This window comes from Methylobacterium adhaesivum, assembly GCF_022179065.1.
Taxonomy (GTDB): Bacteria; Pseudomonadota; Alphaproteobacteria; order Rhizobiales; family Beijerinckiaceae; genus Methylobacterium; species Methylobacterium adhaesivum.
In genome coordinates this window covers 23,024-45,323 of record NZ_BPQD01000017.1, presented here as the reverse complement: position 1 = coordinate 45,323, position 22,300 = coordinate 23,024, and the positions used below count along the sequence as shown (strand labels likewise).

Annotated in this window: 23 protein-coding genes; 10 read left to right on the top strand and 13 right to left on the bottom strand. The window is 69.5% G+C overall.

Going from position 1 to position 22,300, the window contains the following annotated elements; all coding sequences use genetic code 11:
- The first annotated feature begins 5 nt into the window (after positions 1–5).
- From upp to MFF01_RS14140, 3 genes are all read left to right on the top strand, one after another.
- A complete protein-coding gene (gene upp, locus MFF01_RS14150; protein WP_238226383.1) occupies positions 6–641 on the top strand; it encodes a uracil phosphoribosyltransferase in 636 nt (211 codons plus the stop codon).
- 69 nt (positions 642–710) lie between these two features.
- On the top strand, positions 711–1,721 hold the full coding sequence (locus MFF01_RS14145) for an NAD(P)H-quinone oxidoreductase (protein WP_238226381.1): 1,011 nt from the start codon (positions 711–713) through the stop codon (positions 1,719–1,721).
- A gap of 93 nt (positions 1,722–1,814) precedes the next feature.
- The gene (locus MFF01_RS14140; RefSeq protein WP_238226379.1) at positions 1,815–2,099 is read left to right on the top strand and encodes a flagellar basal body-associated FliL family protein; all 285 of its coding nucleotides are present in this window, start codon (positions 1,815–1,817) and stop codon (positions 2,097–2,099) included.
- A gap of 72 nt (positions 2,100–2,171) precedes the next feature.
- Here MFF01_RS14140 and MFF01_RS14135 read toward each other — a convergent pair whose 3' ends face one another.
- The 7 genes from MFF01_RS14135 to MFF01_RS14105 form a co-directional block, all read right to left on the bottom strand.
- Complete coding sequence (locus tag MFF01_RS14135; protein WP_238226377.1) at positions 2,172–3,053, bottom strand: 3-hydroxybutyryl-CoA dehydrogenase; 882 nt, start codon at positions 3,051–3,053, stop codon at positions 2,172–2,174.
- 169 nt (positions 3,054–3,222) lie between these two features.
- A complete protein-coding gene (locus tag MFF01_RS14130) occupies positions 3,223–4,176 on the bottom strand; it encodes an electron transfer flavoprotein subunit alpha/FixB family protein (protein WP_238226375.1) in 954 nt (317 codons plus the stop codon).
- An 80-nt stretch (positions 4,177–4,256) separates the two neighbouring features.
- Entirely contained in the window at positions 4,257–5,006 is a 750-nt protein-coding gene (locus MFF01_RS14125; protein ID WP_238226373.1) for an electron transfer flavoprotein subunit beta/FixA family protein, read from the bottom strand.
- A 217-nt stretch (positions 5,007–5,223) separates the two neighbouring features.
- Positions 5,224–5,796 (bottom strand): cob(I)yrinic acid a,c-diamide adenosyltransferase, encoded by a 573-nt coding sequence (locus tag MFF01_RS14120; protein WP_238226372.1) that lies wholly within the window; start codon positions 5,794–5,796, stop codon positions 5,224–5,226.
- Positions 5,797–5,828: 32 nt separating this feature from the next.
- Positions 5,829–6,446: an acyloxyacyl hydrolase gene (locus tag MFF01_RS14115; RefSeq protein ID WP_238226370.1), complete on the bottom strand. Its 618-nt coding sequence runs from the start codon at positions 6,444–6,446 to the stop codon at positions 5,829–5,831.
- 144 nt (positions 6,447–6,590) lie between these two features.
- Positions 6,591–6,776 (bottom strand): twin transmembrane helix small protein, encoded by a 186-nt coding sequence (locus MFF01_RS14110; RefSeq protein ID WP_238226495.1) that lies wholly within the window; start codon positions 6,774–6,776, stop codon positions 6,591–6,593.
- Positions 6,777–6,889: 113 nt separating this feature from the next.
- On the bottom strand, positions 6,890–9,508 hold the full coding sequence (locus MFF01_RS14105) for a TIGR02302 family protein (RefSeq protein ID WP_238226368.1): 2,619 nt from the start codon (positions 9,506–9,508) through the stop codon (positions 6,890–6,892).
- 180 nt (positions 9,509–9,688) lie between these two features.
- Here MFF01_RS14105 and MFF01_RS14100 point away from each other — a divergent pair, with 180 nt between their 5' ends.
- Positions 9,689–10,264, top strand: a complete 576-nt coding sequence (locus MFF01_RS14100) for a tellurite resistance TerB family protein (protein ID WP_238226367.1) — start codon at positions 9,689–9,691, stop codon at positions 10,262–10,264.
- 70 nt (positions 10,265–10,334) lie between these two features.
- Here the strand turns inward: MFF01_RS14100 and lysA are convergent, their stop codons facing one another.
- From lysA to MFF01_RS14070, 6 genes are all read right to left on the bottom strand, one after another.
- Positions 10,335–11,612, bottom strand: a complete 1,278-nt coding sequence (gene lysA, locus MFF01_RS14095; RefSeq protein WP_238226365.1) for a diaminopimelate decarboxylase — start codon at positions 11,610–11,612, stop codon at positions 10,335–10,337.
- Between the two features lie 85 nt (positions 11,613–11,697).
- The gene (locus MFF01_RS14090; protein ID WP_238226363.1) at positions 11,698–12,060 is read right to left on the bottom strand and encodes a hypothetical protein; all 363 of its coding nucleotides are present in this window, start codon (positions 12,058–12,060) and stop codon (positions 11,698–11,700) included.
- 187 nt (positions 12,061–12,247) lie between these two features.
- On the bottom strand, positions 12,248–12,520 hold the full coding sequence (locus MFF01_RS14085) for a 3',5'-cyclic-nucleotide phosphodiesterase (protein ID WP_238226362.1): 273 nt from the start codon (positions 12,518–12,520) through the stop codon (positions 12,248–12,250).
- A gap of 170 nt (positions 12,521–12,690) precedes the next feature.
- The gene (locus MFF01_RS14080) at positions 12,691–13,422 is read right to left on the bottom strand and encodes a hypothetical protein (RefSeq protein ID WP_238226360.1); all 732 of its coding nucleotides are present in this window, start codon (positions 13,420–13,422) and stop codon (positions 12,691–12,693) included.
- Between the two features lie 158 nt (positions 13,423–13,580).
- Positions 13,581–14,228, bottom strand: coding sequence for a DUF1134 domain-containing protein (locus MFF01_RS14075; RefSeq protein WP_238226358.1), 648 nt, complete (start codon positions 14,226–14,228; stop codon positions 13,581–13,583).
- Between the two features lie 134 nt (positions 14,229–14,362).
- The gene (locus MFF01_RS14070) at positions 14,363–15,223 is read right to left on the bottom strand and encodes a 3'(2'),5'-bisphosphate nucleotidase CysQ family protein (RefSeq protein ID WP_238226356.1); all 861 of its coding nucleotides are present in this window, start codon (positions 15,221–15,223) and stop codon (positions 14,363–14,365) included.
- A 199-nt stretch (positions 15,224–15,422) separates the two neighbouring features.
- On the opposite strand from MFF01_RS14070, the gene chpT reads away from it, so the two are divergent.
- From chpT to MFF01_RS14040, 6 genes are all read left to right on the top strand, one after another.
- On the top strand, positions 15,423–16,136 hold the full coding sequence (gene chpT, locus MFF01_RS14065) for a histidine phosphotransferase ChpT (RefSeq protein ID WP_238226354.1): 714 nt from the start codon (positions 15,423–15,425) through the stop codon (positions 16,134–16,136).
- A gap of 268 nt (positions 16,137–16,404) precedes the next feature.
- A complete protein-coding gene (locus tag MFF01_RS14060) occupies positions 16,405–19,137 on the top strand; it encodes a hybrid sensor histidine kinase/response regulator (protein ID WP_238226352.1) in 2,733 nt (910 codons plus the stop codon).
- A gap of 35 nt (positions 19,138–19,172) precedes the next feature.
- A complete protein-coding gene (locus MFF01_RS14055) occupies positions 19,173–19,664 on the top strand; it encodes a chemotaxis protein CheW (RefSeq protein WP_238226494.1) in 492 nt (163 codons plus the stop codon).
- Positions 19,665–19,692: 28 nt separating this feature from the next.
- The gene (locus MFF01_RS14050; protein ID WP_238226350.1) at positions 19,693–20,076 is read left to right on the top strand and encodes a response regulator; all 384 of its coding nucleotides are present in this window, start codon (positions 19,693–19,695) and stop codon (positions 20,074–20,076) included.
- Between the two features lie 151 nt (positions 20,077–20,227).
- Positions 20,228–21,325 carry a protein-glutamate methylesterase/protein-glutamine glutaminase gene (locus MFF01_RS14045; RefSeq protein ID WP_238226492.1) on the top strand — a complete coding sequence of 366 codons (1,098 nt, stop codon included), beginning with the start codon at positions 20,228–20,230 and terminating at the stop codon, positions 21,323–21,325.
- On the top strand, positions 21,322–22,212 hold the full coding sequence (locus tag MFF01_RS14040) for a CheR family methyltransferase (RefSeq protein WP_238226348.1): 891 nt from the start codon (positions 21,322–21,324) through the stop codon (positions 22,210–22,212). The genes MFF01_RS14045 and MFF01_RS14040 overlap by 4 nt, the downstream gene beginning before the upstream one ends.
- Positions 22,213–22,300 lie beyond the last annotated feature (88 nt).

The following is a 22,300-nucleotide window of genomic DNA, read 5'->3' as shown; positions in this document are numbered from 1 at the left end:
GGGCGATGGCGAACGCGGCGGTCCGGGTGGTCGATCACCCCCTCGTTCAGCACAAGCTGACGCTCCTGCGCGACCGCGCCCGCTCCACCAAGGGGTTCCGGCAGATCCTGAACGAGATCGGGATGCTGCTGGCCTACGAAGTCACCCGCGACCTGCCCCTCGAAACGGTGACCATCGAGACCCCGATCCAGGCGATGCAGGCGCCCCAGATCGCAGGCAAGAAGCTCGTGCTGGCGCCGATCCTGCGGGCCGGCACCGGATTCCTCGACGGGATGCTGTCGCTGATGCCCTCGGCCCGCGTCGCCCATATCGGCCTCTACCGCGACCCGGAGAGCCTGGAGGCGGTGGAATACTACTTCAAGGCCCCGTCCGACCTCGCCGACCGCACGGTGCTCGTCCTCGATCCAATGCTGGCCACGGGCAACTCGGCGGCGGCGGCCATCGCCCTCCTCAAGGCGCGCGGCGCCCAGGATCTGCGCTTCGTCTGCCTGCTCGCCGCCCCCGAGGGCATCGCCCATGTTCAGGAGGCGCATCCCGACGTGCCGATCTGGACGGCGGCCATCGACAGTCACCTCAACGACCACGGCTACATCGTCCCCGGCCTCGGCGACGCCGGAGACCGGATGTACGGCACCCGCTGACCATCGCCCATACCCTTGCCAAGGGGCATCGCGGCCGCTCATGACGGCGTGTCCCGTAGGAGATCGCCCATGACCGCCAGCCTGCCCGAGACCATGCGTCAGATCCGGTTCACCGCCGCCGGCGGACCGGAGGTTCTGGCCATCGAGACGGCGCCCCTGCCGGTGGCCGGCCCCGGTCAGGTGCTCATCGAGGTGGTGGCGGCGGGCGTCAACCGGCCGGACATCCAGCAGCGTGAAGGCAAGTATCCCCCGCCGAAGGGCGCCACCGAGATCCCCGGCCTCGAAGTCGCCGGCCGCATCGTTGCCCTGGGCGAGGGCGTGGAGGGTCTTTCGCTCGGCGACGAGGTCTGCGCGCTCACGATCAGCGGCGGCTACGCCGAGTTCGCCGTGGCGGAAGCCGGCCAGTGCCTGCCGCGCCCCGCGCCCCTGTCCCTCGTCGAGGCCGCCGGCATTCCGGAGACCTACTTCACCGTCTATTCCAACGTGATCGAACGCGGCCGCCTCCAGCCCGGCGAGACCTTTCTCGTCCATGGCGGATCGAGCGGCATCGGCTCGACGGCGATCCAGATCGCCAAGCACCACGGCGCCCGGGTCTTCGCCACGGCCGGTTCGGCGGAAAAGTGCGCGTTTTGCCGAGACCTCGGCGCCGACGCCGCCATCAACTACCGCGAGGAGGATTTCGTCGAGCGGGTGAAGGCCCTCACCGACGGCAACGGCGTCGACGTGATCCTCGACATGGTGGGGGCGCCGTATCTGGCAAAGAACCTTTCGGCCCTCGCCATCGAGGGCCGCCTCGTCCAGATCGCCTTCATGCAGGGCTACAAGGTGGAGTCGTTCAGCATGACACCGATCATGATGAAGCGCCTCACCTTCACGGGTGCCACCCTGCGCGCCCGACCGAAAACCGAGAAGGCCGCCATCGCGCGGGGGCTCAGTCGGGAGGTGTGGCCGCTCCTCGAAGCCGGGACGATCCGACCCATCATCCACGCCACGTTCCCCCTAGAGCAGGCGGCCAAAGCCCACGAATTGATGGAGTCGAGCGCCCATCTCGGCAAGATCATGCTGGTGACGGGTCGCTGAGCTCAGGAACTCTCCGATCCGACCCGGCGTTTGCCCCCCATCGAGAGTAACGTGTCCCGGTTCCATCGCCGGGGCCAGCGACGAGGGGACAGAATGGTAGAGCAGCTTCACGGACAGGAATCCCGCCAGGGTAAGCGGGGCAAGCCGGTCCTCTTCGTCCTCCTGGGGAGCCTCGCCCTCCTGGCGGTGGCCATCGTCGGCCTGATGTCCTGGCAGGGCTCGAAGTCGGGACCGGACTACGCCAGCCAGACCAGCGCCGGGACCCAGAACCCGGGCGCCGCCTCCCAGCCGAACAACGGCCTGAAGTCCGAGATGCCGGCCAGCACCGGCAGCACCGTCCCGGCCAATACCCAGCCGTCGACGACCTCGGGTCGCTGATCGTAGGGCGCGCACGAAAAAGCCCGGTCCCGCGTCATGCGGGGCCGGGCTTTTTCTTGAGACCTATAGAGTTCAGCGGGTCGGGACCGGTGTCTCGCCGCGATAATCGTAGAAGCCGCGCTTCACCTTGCGTCCGAGCCAACCGGCCTCGACATACTTTACGAGGAGCGGGCAGGGGCGGTACTTCGAATCCGCTAGGCCCTCGTAGAGCACCTGCATCACCGACAGGCAGGTGTCCAAGCCGATGAAGTCGGCGAGCTGCAGCGGCCCCATGGGATGGTTGGCGCCGAGCTTCATCGCGGTGTCGATGGATTCCACAGAGCCGACACCCTCGTAGAGGGTATAGATCGCCTCGTTGATCATCGGCAGCAGGATGCGGTTGACGATGAAGGCCGGGAAATCCTCCGACATGGTCGAGGTCTTGCCGAGCTTGGCGATGAACGCTTTGGCAGACTCGTAGGTCGGGTCCTCCGTGGCGATGCCGCGGATGAGTTCCACGAGCTGCATCACCGGCACGGGGTTCATGAAGTGGATGCCGATGAACCGCTCGGGCCGGTCCGTGGACGCCGCGAGCCGGGTGATCGAGATCGACGAGGTGTTGGTGGCGACGAGGGCGTCGGGGCGCAGCGAGCCGCACAGGGCGCTGAAGATCTGGCGCTTGGTCGCCTCGTCCTCCGTCGCCGCCTCGATGACGAGATCGCAGCCGCCAAGGTCGTCGAAGGATTCGGCCGCGACGATGCGGCCCACGGCGCCGCGGCGCTGCTCCTCGATGATCGTGCCTTTGGCGACCTGCCGGGCGAGGTTGCCGTCGATGGTCGCCAACCCGTTGCGGATGCGAGCGGGATCACGGTCGTTCAGCCGGACGTCGAGACCCGCCATGGCGCAGACATGGGCGATGCCGCTGCCCATTTGCCCGGCGCCGACAATCCCGACGGTCCTGATATCGATGCCCATGCGGTAAATCCAAACCTCCGAAGCGCTCCCTGCCCGTCGCCGGAGGCTTCCAGCGGGGGCGGGTCCGCGGCCGTCAAAACGCGCGTCGCACCAGAATCTTAGACCATTTCCCGTCTCGGGGCAGCCCGGCGCGGGAGATTCTCCCGGTGGGCGCCCCGAACTCCGGAGATTACTGTCCCTTGGCCTTGGCGACTTCGGCTTGGAACTCGGGGACGATCTGGAACAGGTCGCCGACGAGGCCGTAATCCGCCACCTGGAAGATCGGCGCGTCCTCGTCCTTGTTGATGGCGACGATCACCTTCGAGTCCTTCATGCCGGCGAGATGCTGGATCGCGCCGGAGATGCCCACCGCCACGTAGAGGTCGGGGGCGACCACCTTGCCGGTCTGGCCCACCTGCCAGTCGTTCGGGGCGTAGCCCGCATCCACGGCCGCCCGCGAGGCGCCGACCGCAGCGCCGAGTGCGTCGGCCAGGGGCTCGATGAGCTCCTTGAATTTCTCCGCCGAACCGAGCGACCGGCCGCCCGAGACGATGATCCGCGCGGCGGCGAGTTCGGGACGATCGGACTTCGCGATCTCCTCGCCCTTGAAGGTCGAGGCGCCGGAGGCCGGGGCGGCGGCCGAGACGGGCTCGACGGGCGCGGCCGAGCCACCCGACACGGCCGCCTTGAAGGCTGCCGTGCGCACGGTGATGACCTTCTTGGCCTCCGTCGCCTGCACGGTCTGGATCGCGTTGCCGGCGTAGATCGGCCGCTCGAACGTGTCGGGCGAGACCACCGTGATGATGTCGGAGATCTGGGCGACGTCGAGCAGCGCGGCCACGCGCGGCAGCACGTTCTTGCCCGTGGTGGAGGCGGCAGCGATCACCACGTCGTATCCCGCGGCGATGGCCGCGATCCCGGCGGCGGTCGGTTCGGCCAGGGCGTGGTCATAGACGGCGTCCTCGGAGAGGAGCACCTTCTCGATGCCGTCGAGCTGGGCGGCGGCGTCCGCCGCGGGGCGGCTGCCGCTGCCCAGGACCAGGGCGTGGACGGGGGCGCCGAGCTGGGTAGCGGCCGTGAGCGCCTTCAGGCTCGCATCGCGAACCGCACCGTTGTCGTGTTCGATGTAGAGGAGGGTGGCCATTCAGGGTGAATCCTCGGAAATCGGGGGCCGGGGACCCGTCGCCATCACGGCGCCGGGTCACGCACGGGATGGACCGGGCGTCAGATGACCCCGGCGTCGACCTTGAGCTTCTCGACGAGGACCCGGGCGGACTCGACCTTCACGCCCGCCTTGCGGCCGGCCGGCTCGACGGTCTTGAGCACCTTGATCCGGGGGGTGACGTCGACGCCGAGCGCGTCCGGAGTCAGCTCCTCGAGGGGCTTCTTCTTCGCCTTCATGATGTTGGGCAGCGACGCATAGCGCGGCTCGTTGAGTCGCAGGTCCGTCGTGACGATGGCCGGGAGCTTGAGGCTCACGGTCTGGAGGCCGCCGTCGACCTCGCGGGTCACGTCGATGGCGCCGTCCCCGAATTCGAGCTTGAACGCGAAGGTGCCCTGGGGCCAATCGAGCAGCGCCGCCAGCATCTGGCCGGTCTGGTTGGAATCGTCGTCGATGGCCTGCTTGCCGAGGATGACGAGCTCCGGGGATTCCTTGGCAACGAGGGCCTTGAGGATCTTGGCGACGGCCAGCGGCTCCACGAGGCCGTCGGTCTTCACCAGGATCGCGCGGTCGGCTCCCATGGCGAGCGCCGTGCGCAGGGTCTCCTGCGCCTGCTGCGGACCGATGGACACGGCGACGATCTCCGTGACCTTGCCCTTCTCCTTCAGGCGGATCGCCTCCTCGACAGCGATCTCGTCGAAGGGGTTCATCGACATCTTGACGTTGGCGAGATCGACCCCCGAGCCGTCGGCCTTGACGCGGATCTTGACGTTGTAATCGACGACCCGCTTGACGGGCACCAGAACCTTCATGGCGGTCACTATCCTCCGCGCGGATATTTTTGGGGAGGGCCGGCGCGGCGCGCGGAGGATCCCCGGCACGCCCGGTGATCCAGAACCCTCTCGATTGAGGCGGCGGACCGTAACGACGAGCTTTCCGCCTTGTCAACGCAGGTGCGCGGACGCACCCCGGTCGAAGCGCGCGGGGATACCGGCCGGAGTTAGCTCAGGACGCGGATCGGAGGTTGGATCAGCGGTTCTTGCCTGGCACCCAGAGCACATCGTCGGCCCCGTTGGCGTTGGCCGCGCGGCTCGCCACGAACAGGAAATCCGACAGGCGGTTGAGGTATTGCAGGGCCGGCGCCGACACCACCTCCCCGTCGGTCGCCGCCAGGGCGACGGCGAGGCGCTCGGCTCGGCGGCAGACCGTGCGGGCGAGATGCAGGGCCGCCGCTGCCGGAGAACCGCCCGGCAGCACGAAGGACTTGAGGGGGGACAGATTGGCGTTCAGGGCGTCGATATCAGCCTCGAGCCGCTTCACCTGGGCGTCGACCATGCGCAGGGGCTCGTAGGGCAGGGGTGTTTCGGTCTCGGGAGTTGCGAGATCGGCGCCGAGATCGAACAGGTCGTTCTGGATCAGACTTAGCATCGCATCCAGGGCCGGATCGGCATGGAGCCGCACGAGGCCGAGGCAGGCATTGGTCTCGTCCACCGTCCCGTAGGTCTCGATGCGTAGGTCCGCCTTCGAGCGACGCTCGCCGCTGGCCAAAGCCGTCGATCCCTTGTCGCCCGTGCGGGTGTAGATGCGGTTGAGCGTGACCAAGGGGGCGTCCGATCTAGGGGGATTGGATCAGGTCAGAACGTATAGCCGAGCTTGCCGCCGAAGTTGGTCAGGCCGCGATTGTTCACGCACAGACCCGCATTCGACATGTGCTCGACGGTTGCCATGATGCTCCAATGCTCCGTCAAGCGGAAGCCGAGGGCGGCGGCCTCACGGAACAGGGGGTTGCAGCCGAGCGAGTTGAAGCCGAATGGCGTGGTGGACTTCGGACCCGTATGGCCGTTATGGGCGCCGGCGCCGAAGAAGCCCTCGAGGAAGACCCTATTGCCGAGGGTCTGCGGGAAGAGGTCGACGCTCCAGGTGGCGCCGATATAGGCGTAACTCGTGCGGCCGCCGAAATTGTAGCTGCCGCCAACGGTCGGACGCGGCACGAAGGCCTGCCAGAACGGATCGAGGCTCACCAGGGGCTTGGCGAACAGAATCTCGCCGTTGATGTTGTTGGTGTTGTGCTCGGCGCTGCCGGGATCCTGAACCGCACCGCCGATGCGAACCTCCGAGACGATGCTCAAGGGCTGGGCCGGGGCCGCGTAGGCGGCGGGCAGGGCCGGACCGCGCAAGTCGGCGGCCTCGACCGGGGCGACGGCCGCCAAGGCAAGAACGCCGGCGAACAGGCGGGACGAGATGGAAAGCATCGAGGAACCGATCCGGTTGTACCGGTCCGGTCTAGCATGCGCTCCCCGAAGCGTGTCAGGCCGCCCACCGCGTAATCCACGCCCCGGGCCGCGATAGATCGGCGGTGCGGCCTCCTCGCCACACCGGGCAGACGCCTGGACGCCTCAGGCCGAGCGCCACCACACCACGCCCATGATGAGCACGATGGCGAGGAACTGGAGGAGGACGCGCAGGCGCATGAGCTTCTGCGAGACGTTGGCGCTGCCGCCCCGCATCATGTTGACGAGGCCGAGCAGGAGAACGACGGCCACCGCCACGCAGGCGAGGAGGACGAGGGTGTTGGAGGAGATCACGGCGTAAGGGTCTCGCGGCTCGAGGCAGGGCGTTCCGAGGTGTCTTGCACAAGATGTCTTGCATATGTGGCTTGGGCCCGCCCCCGCCCAGGTGCGGGCCGGAACCTGCGTCAGTTCCGGCGCAGCAGGCGCTCGAAGTAGTCGAGTTCCTCGCGCGGGCGGCTCGGGTCACCGAGCTTGCGTCGCAGCTCCTCCATGATCCGTCGGGTACGCTGGACCGCGGACTCGTCGGCCGTCGGCACGCGGGCGTTGCCGCCCGTCATGTCGCGGCCCTTGTTGGGGCGTCCGAGGGGATCGTTCTCGGAGCTTCCGGTCTGGCCCTGCTGGCTCGGGTCCTTGCCGCCCTCCTGCTGGCCCTCGCCTTCGCCCTGGGCCATCTCCTGCATCTGCTTCTGCATGCCCTCGGCGCCGCGCTTCAGGCCGTCAAGGGCCCGGCCCTGGGCATCGACGGCGTCCTCCTCGCGGCCCTGACCGAGGGCCCCTTCGGCCTCGCGCATGGCCTCTTCCGCCTCGGACAGGCCCTCCTCACCCTCCATGCCGAGATCCTTCATCCGACGCTGGAGATCCTGAAGGCGCTCGCGCAGGGCCTGCTGGCGCTCGCCCTGGCCGGCCTGCCCCTCGCCAGTTTGCCCCTTCTGGCCCTGGCCCTGCTCACCTTGCTGGCCCTGGCCGGGCTGTCCCTTCTGGCCACGCTGCGGCTGACCGCGCTGGGGACGCTGGCCCGGGCGCGGCTCGCCCGATTGGCCGTCCTTGTCCTGGCCTTCCTTGAAGGTCTGGTCGCGCAGCTCCTGCTGCTCGCGCGAAAGCTTGTCGAGCTCGTCCGCCTGCTTCGCCATCTCGCGGGCGCTCGGATCGGACTTGCCGCCGGGCTCGGCGGTCTGGAGGTTCTCGAGGATCTCGCGCAGCTGTTCGAGGAGGCGCTGGGCTTCCGCCGTGTCGCCGCGCTTCATGGCGTCGGCCATGTCCTTGAGCATCTTGTTGAGGTCGTCGGGGGTGACGGTCTTGCCCCCCTGGTTCTGCGGTTGCCCGTCCGCCTTTGGCTTTGCGCTCTTCTCCCTCTGGCGCTCGGCCATGTTCTTCATGAAGGCGTCGAGGGCCTTCTTCAGGTCTTCGGTGAGCTTCTGGATCTCCTCGTCGGGGGCGTTCCGCTCGATGGCCTGCTTGAGGTTGTCCTGGGCCGCGCGCAAGCTCTTCTCGGCGTCCGACAGGTCGCCGTCCTCGATCTTGAGGGCCATTTCCCACAGGAGGTCGGCGACCTCCATAAGCGCCGCGTCGCTCCGGGCGGCCCGCAGGCGCCGCGTGGCGGTCTTCAGGCCAAGGAACACGCTCGGCTCCGGCGTGAACCGCTCGGGCGAGATGAGGAGGGCGTCCAGCGCCGTCTGCACCCGGCCCCGGCTCTCGTCGGGGGCGGTGATGAGGCGGCGGCGCTCTTCCGCCAGGGACCGGGCCAGGGCTTGCGTGAACACGCGGGCCGGCAGGGTGACCTCGGCCGGCTCCGTGCGCCCCTCCTGGCCGGCCTCGTCCTTCACCACGAGGGTGAGGCGCACGCGCGCGCCGGACCATGGGTTGTCGGTGAGGTCGACGAGGGTCTTCGTATCGGCCTCGCCGCTGGCGTCCCCCGGCAGGGCGAGGGCGATGCGGGGCGGCGGCACCAGGGCGCGGGTCCCGGCCAGGGGTTCGACGATCCCCTCGGCCGAGGCGATGCCGTAATCATCCTTGGCGCGGTAGGTCAGGTTGAAGGTGCCACGGCTGTTGACCTCCAGGGCCCCGATGCGGCGGACCTCGGGGGGAAGGTCGGGAATCGTCTCGATCACGAGGTGTCGCGGCGGTGCGCCGGCCGCCGCGATGGTGAGGTCGGCGGTGCCGCCGGTGAGCTGGAAGCGGTCCTCGCGCAGGTCGGCATGGGGCGGCTTGCCCGGCAGGGCCTTGAGGCCGGCACGGGCGTCGAGGGTCGCCTCGCCGCGCCCGGCGATCCGGACGATGAGGGTCGCGTTCACGGGCGCGCGCAGGCGCTGCTCGGCGCCGTCCATGGTCACGACCAGGGGCGGCAGGCGGGTGTAGAGAGGCGGATCGATCCAGCCATCGATCCGGAAGGTCGGGCCGGGCGGCGGCGGCAGGGTCCAGTCGAAGGCGCCGGCAATGCGCTGGCGCCATTCGGACCCGGCAACGAACAAGCTCGCCACGGCGGCGACCACCAGGGCGGCGCGCAGGGCGAGGGGGTCGCGCCGGGGCATATCGGGCCGGGGCGGAGCCGCTTTCAGGCCCGCCACGGCCTCGGCCGACCGGCGCTGATGCAAGGCCCAGAGCGCCCGGGTCGCCGGATCGCCGACGCCGAGAGCCAGGGTGTCCTCAATGGCGGAAGCCGGGCCGTGGGCGAGGCTGCGGTCGCCGCCGGCAGCCTCGCGGTCGATCCGCGCCAGGGCGGCGCGCCGGCTCGGGCGACGCAGAGTCGCGAGAGGCAGGAGCGCGGCGGCGAGGGCGAGGGCGAAGGCCGCGAGGCCCACCTGGCGCCAGAACGGCGAGAGGTCGAGCCACAGGCCGAGCCAGGAGGCGACGAGGAACGCGAGCCCGACGCCGAGGCCGCGCCACAGGATCGGCCAAGCCCCTTCCCACAGGAGGGCGGCTCGGGACCGGGACACGAGACGGTCGAGGCGTCCGCGCATGGCGGACGCCTCGCCCGCGTCGTCCTCGCGCGTCGTTCCGGAAGTCGCCGGGTCGGCCTCGGCCATCGTGTCTGGCTCCTCTGGCGCCCTGCGGCGCCGGGCGGGCAAGCTAGCATGGTGGCCGCCGGGGTCGATCGGGTCAAATCAGCCCATGGTGGACCGGAATCGTGCGCCCATCCGAACCGACCCGCCCCGTGGGCGGTTGGGGCAACGATTCACGCTTCACCCAGGGGGAGACCCGATCCGATGTCCGACGCACCGCAATCAGACGCCCAGAACATGGTCGATGCGCTGGTGCGCACCCGCCGCACCGGTCTTGCCGCCACGGCGGCCCTGGGCGGCCTCGCCCTCGTGGTGGGCCTCGCCGCCAAGGCCCTTCGCAACGCTCCCGAGGCGAAGGACGCAGCGACGGCGCCTGCGCCTTCGAGCGCCGTCGAGCCCGCCGGCGCCACACCGTTCGATCACGTCACCGTTGGCGAGGATGAAGCCCGGACCATGCTGCGCGCCATGGCGGCGGCGACCCTGGCGGATGGCCTCGTGGATGCGGGCGAGCGCAAGCGCCTCGACAACGCCCTGGCGGCGGCGGGCATCGGAGACGACGGCCGTCGCTGGCTCGAGACGGAGCTCGCCGATCCGGCCGATGTCGACGATATCGCCGAGCGCGTGACGACGCCCGAACAGGCGGCCCGCATCTACACGGCGGCGCGCCTCGCCATCGATCCCGACACCCTGCAGGAGCGGACGTTCCTCAAGGATCTGGCGGACGCCCTCGATCTGCCCGGCGACGCCGTGGCCCGGCTGGAGACGGAGCTGGCCGCCTGAGCCTTTCGGCGACCGCAGACGACGCGAAGGGGTCTCCCGCGCGATCCTGGTGGAACGCGCGGGGGCCGGATTAGGCCGTCTCCGACAGCCAGCCCGGCACGTGGTCGAGCCCGATGAGTTCCTCGTAGCTCTGGCGCGCGCGCACCACGGCCCAGTCGGTGCCGCGCACCAGCACCTCGGGCACGAGGCGGCGGGTGTTGTAGGTGCCGGCCTGAACGGCGCCATAGGCCCCAGCGCTCATCACCGCGACGAGGTCGCCCGGCACCACTTCGGGCATGTCCCGGCCGAGCGCGATGTAATCGCCGCTCTCGCAGACGGGGCCGACAACGTCGGCGACGAATCGGGGGGTCTCGGGGCCGGCCTCGACGACGGGCCGCAGGCCGTGGAAGGCGTCGTACAGGGTCGGGCGGATGAGATCGTTCATGGCCGCGTCGACGATGACGAAGGTCCGCCCCTCGGTCCGTTTCACGTAGAGCACGCGGGTGACGAGGATGCCCGCATTGCCGGCGATCATCCGGCCGATCTCGAACACCGGACGCAGGCCGAGCCCCGAGAAATGCGGGCGCAGGATCGCCGCGAGGGCAGCAGGATCGGGCGGGGGCGCATTGTCGTCACGATAGGGAATGCCGAGGCCGCCGCCGAAATCGATGTGGTGGAGGGCGTGGCCGTCCGAGAGGAGATCGCGCGCGAGGCCGGCGAGCAGACGCGCCGCATGGTCGAAGGGCGCGAGATCGGTGATCTGGCTGCCGATGTGCATGTCGACGCCCGACACGGCGAGCCCCGGGAGGGTCGCGGCCTGGGCATAAACCGCCCGTGCCCGACCGATGGGGATGCCGAACTTGTTCTCGGATTTTCCCGTGGAGATCTTCGCGTGCGTGCCCGCGTCCACGTCCGGGTTCACCCGGATCGAGACGGGTGCCGTGAGGCCGAGGCTTGTGGCCACCTGCGACAGCACGACGAGTTCCGGCTCGCTCTCGACGTTGAAGCAGTAGATGCCGGCCTTCAACGCGGCGGCCATCTCGTCGGGGGTCTTGCCGACGCCCGAGAACACGATTTTCTTCGGGTCGACCCCGGCGGCCAGCGCCCGGCGCAACTCGCCCTCCGAGACGATGTCCATGCCGGCGCCCTGGTGGGCGAGGGTGGTGAGAACCGCCTGGTTGGAGTTCGCCTTCATCGCGTAGCAGACGAGGGCGTCGTCGCCCGCGAACGCATCCGCGAACACCCGGTAATGCCGCTCCAGGGTGGCGGTGGCATAGCAGTAGAAGGGCGTGCCGACCTCAGCCGCGAGCGCCGTGAGATCGACATCCTCAGCGGTGAGACGACCGTCGCGATAATGGAAGTGGTGCATCGGTGTGCCTTGGACACCGGCCTTGGGTGCCGGCCTTGGACGACGAACCTCGAACGACCGGCCTCGCAGCCAGCGAACGCGGGCCTCAGAGGATCGGATCGAGGAAGAAGGGCTGCTCGGGCACGACGTAGCCGCGCTTGGCCCCGCGCGTGGTCAGAATCGGCGTTTCGCTGCTCCCACCCGCCACGGCGGCCGGATCGAGTTCGTCGCCCGCGCGCACGGCATCCGGATCGGGCGTGGCGCCGCCGCCACCGAGCCCCACGCTCTGGGGCAGGGCGCGGGGACTCGCCGGTGCGGTGACGCCCGTCGAACTCCGCGACGCAGGAGGTGCGGGCGCGGCACTGCCGGGTGGCGGCTCGAGGCCACCGCGCCGGCCGCAGCCGGAGGCCGCGAGGGCCACGAGGCCGAGGGCCGCGAGGGTCGTGAGGGAGTGCAGGCGAAAGGGCATCTGGGCTTGGGAGTCCGGCACGCGGGTACCCGACACCATAGCGTCTGCCGAGCCGCGACGCGAGGGAAACGGCTCCGCTTATCCCGGGGAGTGACCCGGGGCGGCTCGACGTCTCTCGCGAAGCCCTCGCTGCGCCGCCGCGCTCAAAGCGAGAACCGGCAGTGAGCGAGCGCCCCGCGAGACAGGATCACTTCTTGTTGCCGGGGTTCTTCTCGTAGGCGTCGATGGCCCGGCGGCAATTTTCCGACAGTTTGGTCCAGTTGGTCTGGAAGCACTTGTCCATGGCCGGATCGTCAGGCGAGAGATTGCCGCAATAGGTCAGATAATCGCCGGTGCAGTACTTCTTCAGGGTCTCGTTGCCGCGCTTGGTCTGCGGCGCCGGCTGCGCCAGGGCAGGGGCAGCGGCCAGGGATGCGGTCACCGTCAGGGCGAGGGCGAGCGAGGTCAGGGTCTTGGCCATAAGGGGCGCGGTCCGTCTTCAGATCAGGAGGGAATGCGCGACCGGATGATGCGCTTGCGTGGTCGAAACAAGGCACAGGCGCGGCAGCGCATGGGAAAGTTCGTTTATCTACGCCGTGGCCTGAACGGGACGCAACGGCGGACCTGGGCGAGCGTTCAGGGGATTCGACCCTAGGAGCGCATGAGGGGGTAGGCCTCGACGGCGGGCAGGCGCTCGCGCCGCATGAGGCTGTCGGCGACTTCCGTGATCCGGAGCCGCAGGGCGGCGGTGTCGCTGTCCTGACCCGTCGCCGCCTGGGGCGCCGTGCGGGCCACGGCCTGGGCCAGGGCCTCCTCGGCGGCGGCGAGGCTCGCCCGCAGGGTTTCGCGTTCGGCGGCGAGAGCCGCACATCGCGCCGTGAGATCGATCGGCCCCGGCGCGGCGTGGTGACGACGCACGAGGTCGTCGAGGAGTTCGCGATGCGCCCCCTCGAGAACCTGTAGGGTGGCGAGGCCGACTTCACCCTCGGCCCGCGCGGTGACGAGGTCGCGCTCCACGCCCGCGAGGGCGGTCCGGGTTTCGACGATCTCGGCCTCGCGCGTCTGGAGTGTCGCGGTCCCGGTCTCGACTTGGCGGGCGAGGGCGGCGGCTTCCAGGGTACGGGCGCCGATGGTTGCGAGATCGGCGTGACGCGCCGCCTGCACCGCCTCGACCCGGCGCTCCAGGCGACGGCGCGTCACGGCGAATTCGGCCCGCAGGTGATCCTTCTCGGCCGCGACCTCGGCCACCGACAAGGGCAGGCGCGCTTCGATCCGGCGCCGGGACAGGCGGATGGCCCGCGCGTTCACCGCCGGCAGCAGGAGCAGGGCGCACAGGGCGGCGGCGAGAAAGCCGAGCGCGAAGATCATGACGGTTTCGATCACGCGGACACGCTCATGTGTTGAACCGGGGCGAGAGACCGGAGCGAGAGACCGGAGCGAGAGACCGGAAGGGGGCGCGGGCGACCCTTGGGAGCCGGCATCCACGAAAGGCTTAACCCACCCTCACCGCGCGGCGCGAGGGTGCGCGTGCCACACCCGCCTCAGAACGGGTTCCAAGTCGGGCGATCCGTAAATTTCAGGTAGCCGACATTGATGCCCAGGCGTGCTCCGACGCCCGTGCGAATCGGCACCACCACCACCTCGTCCGCCGTCACCGCCGTCATGCCGAAGCCGCCGATGAAATAGGCCGAGCCATCGACGCCGACGAAGCGGCGGTAGAGGCCCTGTACTGCCGGCAGGTTGTAGACGAGCATCATCGTCCGATCGCCGTCCCCCCCGACATCGAAGCCGATGGACGGACCCTGCCAGTAGATGCGGCGCTTGCCGGCGTTGCGGGTGTAGAGGGTGCCTTCGCCGTAGCGCACGCCGCCGACGATGGCGCCGGAGGCTTCCTGGCCGAGGATGTAGCCGTTGGGCTCGCCCCAGCGCCGGGTCGCCTCCTCGACGGTGAGGGCGAGCCCCCGCGACATCGAACCGAAGAACCGGTGGCCGTTGTCGATGATCTCGGCGGGCCGGAAGGTGCCGGGGCCGGCCTCATCCGGGGCGGGCGGAGCCGTCCGGCCCGGAAGCGCGAGGGCCGGGCTGAGGGTCGCACAGACCGTCGCGACCCCAGCGGACAGCGACGCAGCCAGGGCGAGGCCGGCGCCGAGTCGGGCCAGGGCGCTGGAAGGGGAGGGGGATGTCAGCATGGTGCCTCGTCGCGTGCGGTGCCGGGCGGCGTCCCGGCAAGGCCTCGAACCGTGGCGCGAAACCGCGCGCCCGCCCGACCCGCGACGATCATGACGTGAAAGACGGTCAATATATGGTTAACGCGACCACCCGGTCAGGCGCGATGACCAGCGGTGGCGCCGAGCGACCGACGCGGGGCACCACAGCGTTCCGGCAGCGCGAGGCGGCTGGCGTAGGAGCAGTCGCCCAGGGCCGCGAAGGGGCCGTTGCGGTAGTGGCGGGCGTGGTGGCCGTAGGTGATCGGCTGGCCCGAGGGCACCACGACGCAGCCGCCGGCGCTCGTGAGCACATGGTCGCCGGCCGCCGTGTCCCATTCCATGGTCGGTCCGCAGCGGACGTAGATGTCGGCCTCGCCCGAGGCGATGAGGCAGAACTTGAGGGCGGAGGCGGCGCCGCGCCGGCCGCCCAGGGGCAGGGCGGACAGGCAGGCCTCCGTCTCGGCGTCTCCGTGGCGGTTGCTCACGAGGGCGACGAGGCCGTCGGCGGGCACGGGACGCACGGCGATGGCCCTGTGCAGGCCCGGACGACCGGCGACGATGGCGGCCTCGAACGCCGTGGCGCCCCCACCCCAGACCCGGCCGAGGCCGGGGGCGGCTAGCGCCGCCGCCACCGGGCGGTCACCCTGAACGAGGCCGATATTGACGCTGTATTCGCAGTTGCCCGCGAGGAAGTCCTTGGTTCCGTCGAGGGGATCGACGAGGAAGAACAGCTCGGCGGGCGGGCGGTCGTAGGCGGTTTCCTCGGCGACGACCGGGATGTCGGGCCAATGCCGCTTCAGAGCGGCGAGAATCAGAGCTTCGGAGGCCGTATCGGCGAGGCTCGCCGGGGAGCCGTCGCGCTTCAGCACGTGCGGGCAATCCCCGCCGTGATACCCCCGGAGGATCTCGCCCGCCTCGCAGGCGATCTCCATCAATGTTGCCGCGATACGGTCGCGCGTCGGCGCGTCGAGGTTCATGATGGCCCCGTCATGCCCCGGCGCGGGCGGGTTGTCGACCCGGCGCGCGGCCCGTCCGACGCTTTTCCGACCGACGGATCGCCGGTGCGCCGGCTTTTCAAAGCAACGGGCGCCGTCTATCGGTGCCTTCGGCGATTGGCCGCGCCCATCCGGCTGGATCGCCCGCGGCCCCTTTAAAGTGCCTCGCGCGGAGCGCAAGATGACCCTCGTTCAACTCGATGCCCTCGACCTGTCGGCACTGCTGTGCTCCCGGGTCTGCCACGACGTGATCAGCCCGGTGGGCGCCATCGTGAACGGCCTCGAGGTGCTCGAGGACGAGTCCGACACCTCAATGCGCGAGTTCGCCCTCGAGCTCATCGCCAAGAGCGCGCGCCAAGCCTCGGCCCGGCTGCAGTTCGCCCGGATCGCCTTCGGGGCGGCGGGGTCGGCCGGCGCGTCCATCGATCTCGCCGACGCCGAGAAGGTCTCGCGCGGCATGTTCGCCGACGACAAGACCCAGCTCGCCTGGTCCGCACCGCAGGCGCTCTACCCGAAGAACAAGGTCAAGCTCATCCTCAACCTCGTGGTGATCGCCCAGAGCGCGATCCCGCGCGGTGGTCTCATCGACGTTACCGTGAAGGGGGACGGCGAGGCACCGAGCATTGTCCTCACGGCGAAGGGTTCGCATGCGCGGATCCCGCCCCATGTCGAGGCCCTCATCGCCGGCACGCCCGAGGGCGGCGTCGTGGACGCCCACGCGATCCTGCCGTTCTATGCCGGCCTCGTGGCACGGGCTGCCCGGATGGACGTACACTTCGCGATCTCCGGCGACACCGTGACCATCGAAGCCGTGCCGATGCCGGAGCCACCCGTGGAACCGTCGATCGAGCCCGCGTCCTCCGACGACGAGCCGCCGGAAACCGCCCTCGCCTGAGGCCCCCGCCGGGGCAGCCTCCCGGTGCGGATCACCGGACGTCGAACGCCCCTCGCGCCTTCGGCACGAGCGGTCATTGGACCGATCGGCCACCGGGGGCGGACCGGCGCAATGATCCATTCACCATGTATGACCCCCGAGGGGCGCGACGGCGACTATTGCTCAGTTTGTCTAGACGGAATCGGGACAAGGAAACCCTTCACTAACCCATTCGGGCACAGGGTCGGATTGCACAAACCGTAGTGCGTTTCTGGACTGAGTGCCCGTCATGGACGACTTGTTGCGTGAGTTCCTGACCGAGAGCGCCGAGCATCTCGACACGGTCGATGCCGAACTCGTGCGTTTCGAACAGGATCCGAACAACCAGACGATCCTTCGGAACATCTTCCGGCTCGTCCACACCATCAAGGGCACCTGCGGGTTCCTCGGCCTACCGCGCCTGGAAGCGCTGGCGCATGCTGCCGAAACCTTGATGGGACAGTTCCGCGACGGTATGCCGGTGACCGGCCCCGCCGTGAGCCTCATCCTCGTCACCCTCGATCGTCTGAAGTCGATCCTCGCCGATCTTGAGAACACCGGCACCGAGCCGACAGGTAGCGACAGCGACCTCATCGACGCCCTTGACGTCATGTCCGCCGGTCCGATGGAGGCTCCGGCCCCCGCTCCGGTAGTGGCACCGCCCCCCGAGATCAAGCTGCCCGAGCCCGTCTCGCGCGAGCTGAAACCCGGCGAGGTCAGCTTGGACGACCTCGAGCGCGCCTTCATGGAGGCGGAAGGTCCTGATTCGTTCGACGAACTCCCTCCGCTGCCGCCCTTGCCGTCCCTGCCCGCCGTTCCGGCTGCCGTCGCGGCACCCGCCCCGGCCCCGACGCCGGCCCCCAAGGCCGTCGTGCAGGATGAGCCCGCCAAGGCTCCAGCCAAGGAGGCGCCCGCCGCCGAGGGCGGGGAAGGCGGCGTCGCCAAGGTTCAGACGATCCGCGTCAACGTCGATACCCTCGAACACCTCATGACGATGGTGTCCGAGCTGGTGCTGACCCGCAACCAGCTCCTCGAGATCGCCCGCCGTCACGACGATTCCACCTACAAGGTTCCCCTGCAGCGCCTCTCGCACGTAACGGCCGAGCTGCAGGAAGGCGTCATGAAGACGCGCATGCAGCCCATCGGCAACGCCTGGCAGAAGCTGCCGCGCGTGGTGCGCGATCTCTCGTCGGAACTCGGCAAGCAGATCGAGCTCATCATGAGCGGCGCCGAGACAGAACTCGACCGTCAGGTGCTCGAGGTCATCAAGGACCCCCTGACCCACATGGTGCGCAACTCGGCCGACCACGGCATCGAGGACGCGGCCGGTCGTAAATCCGCCGGCAAGCCGGCGCGGGGCACCATCCGCCTGTCCGCCTATCACGAGGGCGGCACCATCACCATCGAGATCGCCGACGACGGCAAGGGCCTCGACCTCGCCGCCATCCGCCGCAAGGCCGTGGAGCGCAAGATCGCGAGTCAGGCCGAGATCGAGCGGATGACCGACGCCCAGGTGGCGAAGTTCATCTTCCATCCGGGCTTCTCGACGGCCGCCGCCGTCACCTCGGTCTCGGGCCGCGGCGTCGGCATGGACGTGGTGAAGACGAACATCGAACTCATCGGCGGTGTCATCGACATCAACACCCAGCTCGGGCGCGGCACCACTTTCACCATCAAGATCCCGCTGACCCTGGCGATTATCGCTGCTCTCATCGTCAAGGCCGGCGAGCAGCGCTTCGCCGTGCCGCAGGTGGCGGTGCTGGAACTCGTGCGGGTCGACAAGTCCACGGCCCAACAGGTCGAGCGCATCAACGGTTCGCCGGTCCTGCGGCTGCGCGAGCGCCTTCTGCCCATCGTCACCCTCACGGGCGTCCTCGGACAGGCGGCGCCGGCCAGCACCATCGATTCGGGCTTCGTGGTGGTCGCCCAAGTCGGGCGCCAGCGCTTCGGCATCCTCGTGGATGAAGTCTTCCACACGGAGGAGATCGTCGTGAAGCCGATGTCCTCGAAGCTGCGCCACCTGCCGCTCTTCGCCGGCAATACGATCCTCGGCGACGGCGCCGTAGTGCTGATCGTCGATCCCAACGGCATCGCCCAGCAGGTCAGCCAGAGCGCGCAGTCCGGTGCGATCCCCGTCGAGGCCGAGGCCGACGAGGCGGAGGCCGCCGATGCCAAGGCGACCCTACTGGTCTTCAAGGGCGGAGCGGGCAGCTACAAGGCGGTTCCCCTCTCCCTCGTCACGCGCCTCGAAGAGATCGAAGCCTCGAAGGTCGAGTGGGTCGGCGGGCGCCCGCTGATCCAGTATCGCGGCCGACTCATGCCCCTCGTCCCCGCGGACACCTCCATCACAATCCGCGAGACCGGCACGCAGGCCCTGGTGGTGTTCTCGGACGGCGAACGGGCCATGGGCCTCGTGGTCGATGAGATCGTCGACATCGTCGAGGAGCGCCTCGACGTCGAGATCTCGGCTGAGCGCTCCGACCTCATCGGTTCGGCGGTCCTGCGGGGCCGCGCCACCGAGATCATCAACATCGCTCACTTCCTCCCGCTCGCCTACGACGACTGGGCGCGCGGTTCGAAGAAGGCGGTCAAGCAATCCTCGACGGTGCTGCTGGTGGACGACTCCGCCTTCTTCCGGGACATGCTGTCCCCGGTGCTCAAGGCGGCGGGCTACGGGGTCGTCACGGCGGCCAGCGCCGACGAGGCCGTGGCGATCCTGCTCTCCAATGGTCGCATCGACATGGTGGTCTGCGATCTCGAGATGCCCGGCCGCAACGGCTTCGACCTCGTCGGCGCCATGCGCAAGGTCGAGGGACGCGTCGCGGGCCTGCCGGTGATCGGCCTCTCGGGCACCATCGGACCGGACGCCATCGCCCGGGCCCGGTCGCTCTCGATCATCGACCTCGTGGCGAAGTTCGACCGCAGCGGTCTCATCGCGGCCCTAGCCGAGATCGACGTCCAGACCCTCTCCAACGCCGCCTGACGCCGGCCCTCGCGCACGATCGGAGCCCTATCATGATGCAGGCCGCAAACAGCAACGCCACGCGCGCCGAGGCTGGCACCACCACCGACTACGTCACGGTGTTCGTCGGCGAGACCATGTTCGGCCTCGCCATCAACCGGGTTCACGACGTCTTCATCCCCGCCGGTGTGACGCCGGTCCCGCTCTCCCCGCCGGAGATCGTCGGCCTGCTCAACCTGCGTGGCCGGGTGGTGACGGCTCTGTGCCTGCGCCGTCGGCTCAGCCTGCCGGACCGGGAGGGCGATGCCGGACGCATGGCCATCGGCCTCGAGCAGGGCGGCGAAACCTTCGCCCTCATCGTCGACGGGGTCGGTGAGGTGCTGAAGCTCGGGGCTGACACCCACGAGCCGGTGCCGATCAACCTCGACGCGCGCTGGCGCGACCTGTCGCTCGGGGTGCACCGCCTCGAAGGGCACCTCCTCGTGATCCTCGACGTCGATGCCCTCTTGGCCTTCGGCACCCCGCACCTTGCGGCCGGTGCCGCCTGATCCTGCAGCCTCCCACGGGGATATTCCGATGAAGACCTGTCTCGTCGTCGACGATTCCGCCGTGATCCGAAAGGTGGCACGCCGGATCTTCGAGACCATGAACTTCCGGGTCGGGGAAGCGGAGGACGGACAGATGGCGCTGGCCGCCTGTGGCGAGACGATGCCGGACGCCATCCTCCTCGACTGGAACATGCCGACCATGGACGGCTACGACTTCCTGAAGGCCCTCCGGCAGACCCCCGGCGGCGAGAAGCCCAAGGTGCTGTTCTGCACCACGGAGAACGACGTCGGCGCCATCGCCCGCGCCCTGCATGCGGGGGCCGACGAGTACATCATGAAGCCGTTCGATCGCGAGATCGTGACGGCCAAGCTCGCACAGGTCGGCTTCGCCAGCGAGATCGGCGCCTTCTGACGCCGGGTTGCGCCGGGCGTTCCACCCGGCCGGATACGACCGCTCTCCGTTCCGCCCCATCGAGGCGTCAGGATCCATGCCGGCATTGAACACACTCTACGCCGCCCCGTCCCACGGATCGGGCGCCGCCACGGGCGCGCGAATCCGCGTGATGATCGCCGATGATTCGGCCGTGGTGCGCGGCCTCGTCGCCCGGTGGATCGCGGAGGCCGGCTTCGACGTGGTCGCTACGGCCTCCAACGGGCGCATCGCCGTGGAATCCATGGCGCGCCACGACCCCGACGTGATCCTCCTCGACATCGACATGCCGGAACTCGACGGCACCCAGGCCCTGCCGCTGCTCCTCGCCAAGAGCCCCGGTGTCCAGGTGGTGATGATGTCCACCCTCACCACCCGGAACGCGGATATCTCGCTGCGCTGCCTGTCGCTTGGAGCCGTCGATTACCTCGCCAAGCCCGAGAGCAACCGGGGCGTCACCACGTCGGACGCCTTCCGCACCGAACTCATTGAGCGGGTGCGCCTGTTCGGCAGCGCCCGTGCCCGCAAGCGCGGCCCGGTCCTCAGCCTCGCCGGCGCGGCGACCGTGCCGGCCGCCACCGCAGCCCCCAAGGCCACCACCCCGATCACGCTGCGCCCCAAGGCACGGGCCTCAGTCTCCCCGCGCGTCCTCCTCATCGGCGCGTCCACGGGCGGCCCCCGCGCCGTCGGCGAGGTTCTCGAGAAGATCGGCGCCGCGACCCTGCGCCAATTCCCCGTCCTCATCGTGCAGCACATGCCGCCAGTGTTCACGGCGGTGTTCGCCGAGCATCTCGGGGCGCGCACCGGTCTACCGGCCGCCGAGGGCAAAGCCGACGAGCGGCTTCAGCCAGGGCGGATCTATGTCGCCCCGGGCGGGCGCCACATGGGCCTATCCGGCGCGGCCGGCCGCCCCGACGTCGCGATCCGTCTCCATGACGGCCCCCTCGTCAACTTCTGCAGGCCGGCCGTCGACGTGCTGTTCCAGGACGCCGCGGCGATCTTCGGCGCCTCGGCCCTCGCCGTGGTCCTCACGGGCATGGGCTCGGACGGAACCGGCGGTGCGCGGGCACTGACGGAGGCAGGGGCGGCCGTGCTGGCCCAGGACGAGGCGACGAGCACCGTATGGGGCATGCCAGGCAGCATCGCCAAGGCCGGCCTCGCCCAGGCGATCCTGCCCCTGGGCGAGATCGGCGGCGCGCTGCGCAATCTACTGACGGGGAAGAGCGCATGACCGACGTCGAGTTCGATTTCCTGCGCAGCTACCTCAAGACCCGATCGGGTTTAGCCCTCAGCGGCGAAAAGCGGTACCTCATCGAGAGCCGCCTCGGCCCCGTCTGCCGCCGCTTCAACCTCGCGACTCTCCACGACCTCGCGAACGCACTTAAGAACGGACGCGACGTCGCTATGGAGAAGGCGGTGGTCGAGGCGATGACCACCAACGAGACGTTCTTTTTCCGGGATCAGGCGCCCTTCGACCTATTCCGCGACGTGCTGCTGCCCGAGGCCATGGCTCGGCGCGCCGCCCAGCGCCGCTTGCGCATCTGGTGCGCGGCAGCGTCCACGGGCCAGGAGCCGTATTCCCTCGCGATGCTGCTCCACGAAGCCGCGCCGCGTCTGGCCGGCTGGTCCGTCGACCTCGTTGCCACGGACCTGTCCACGGAGGTTCTCGAGAAGGCGAAGGCCGGCCTCTACAGCCATTTCGAGGTGCAGCGCGGCCTGCCGGTGCAGCTGCTGATCAAACATTTCGAGCAGGTGGGCGAGCAGTGGCGCATCGCGGCCAACCTGCGCCAGATGGTGGATTTCCGGCCCCTCAATCTGCTTCAGCCGTTCGATGGGCTCGGTACTTTCGACATCGTCTACTGCCGCAACGTCCTCATCTATTTCGATGCGGCGACCAAGGGCGACGTCCTGGCCCGAATCGGCGCCAGCCTCGCGCCTGATGGTGCACTCCTCCTCGGCGCGGCCGAGACGGTGATCGGCCTGACCGACCGCCTGGTGCCGAATGCCCGCCACCGCGGCCTCTACAACCCAGCCCCGGCGCGAGCGGCCGCTGTGCCGGCGGCCGTCGCCTCCGCCGCCCTCGCGGCGCCGCAGCTGCGGCGCGTCGTGGGCTTGTAGGCTCGTCCCGTCGCAGGCCGACGCACCCGTTAGCGTTTCCGAGGGCCGTTCGCCGCCCTCGACCGCTTGATCGCGGCGGAGGGCCGGT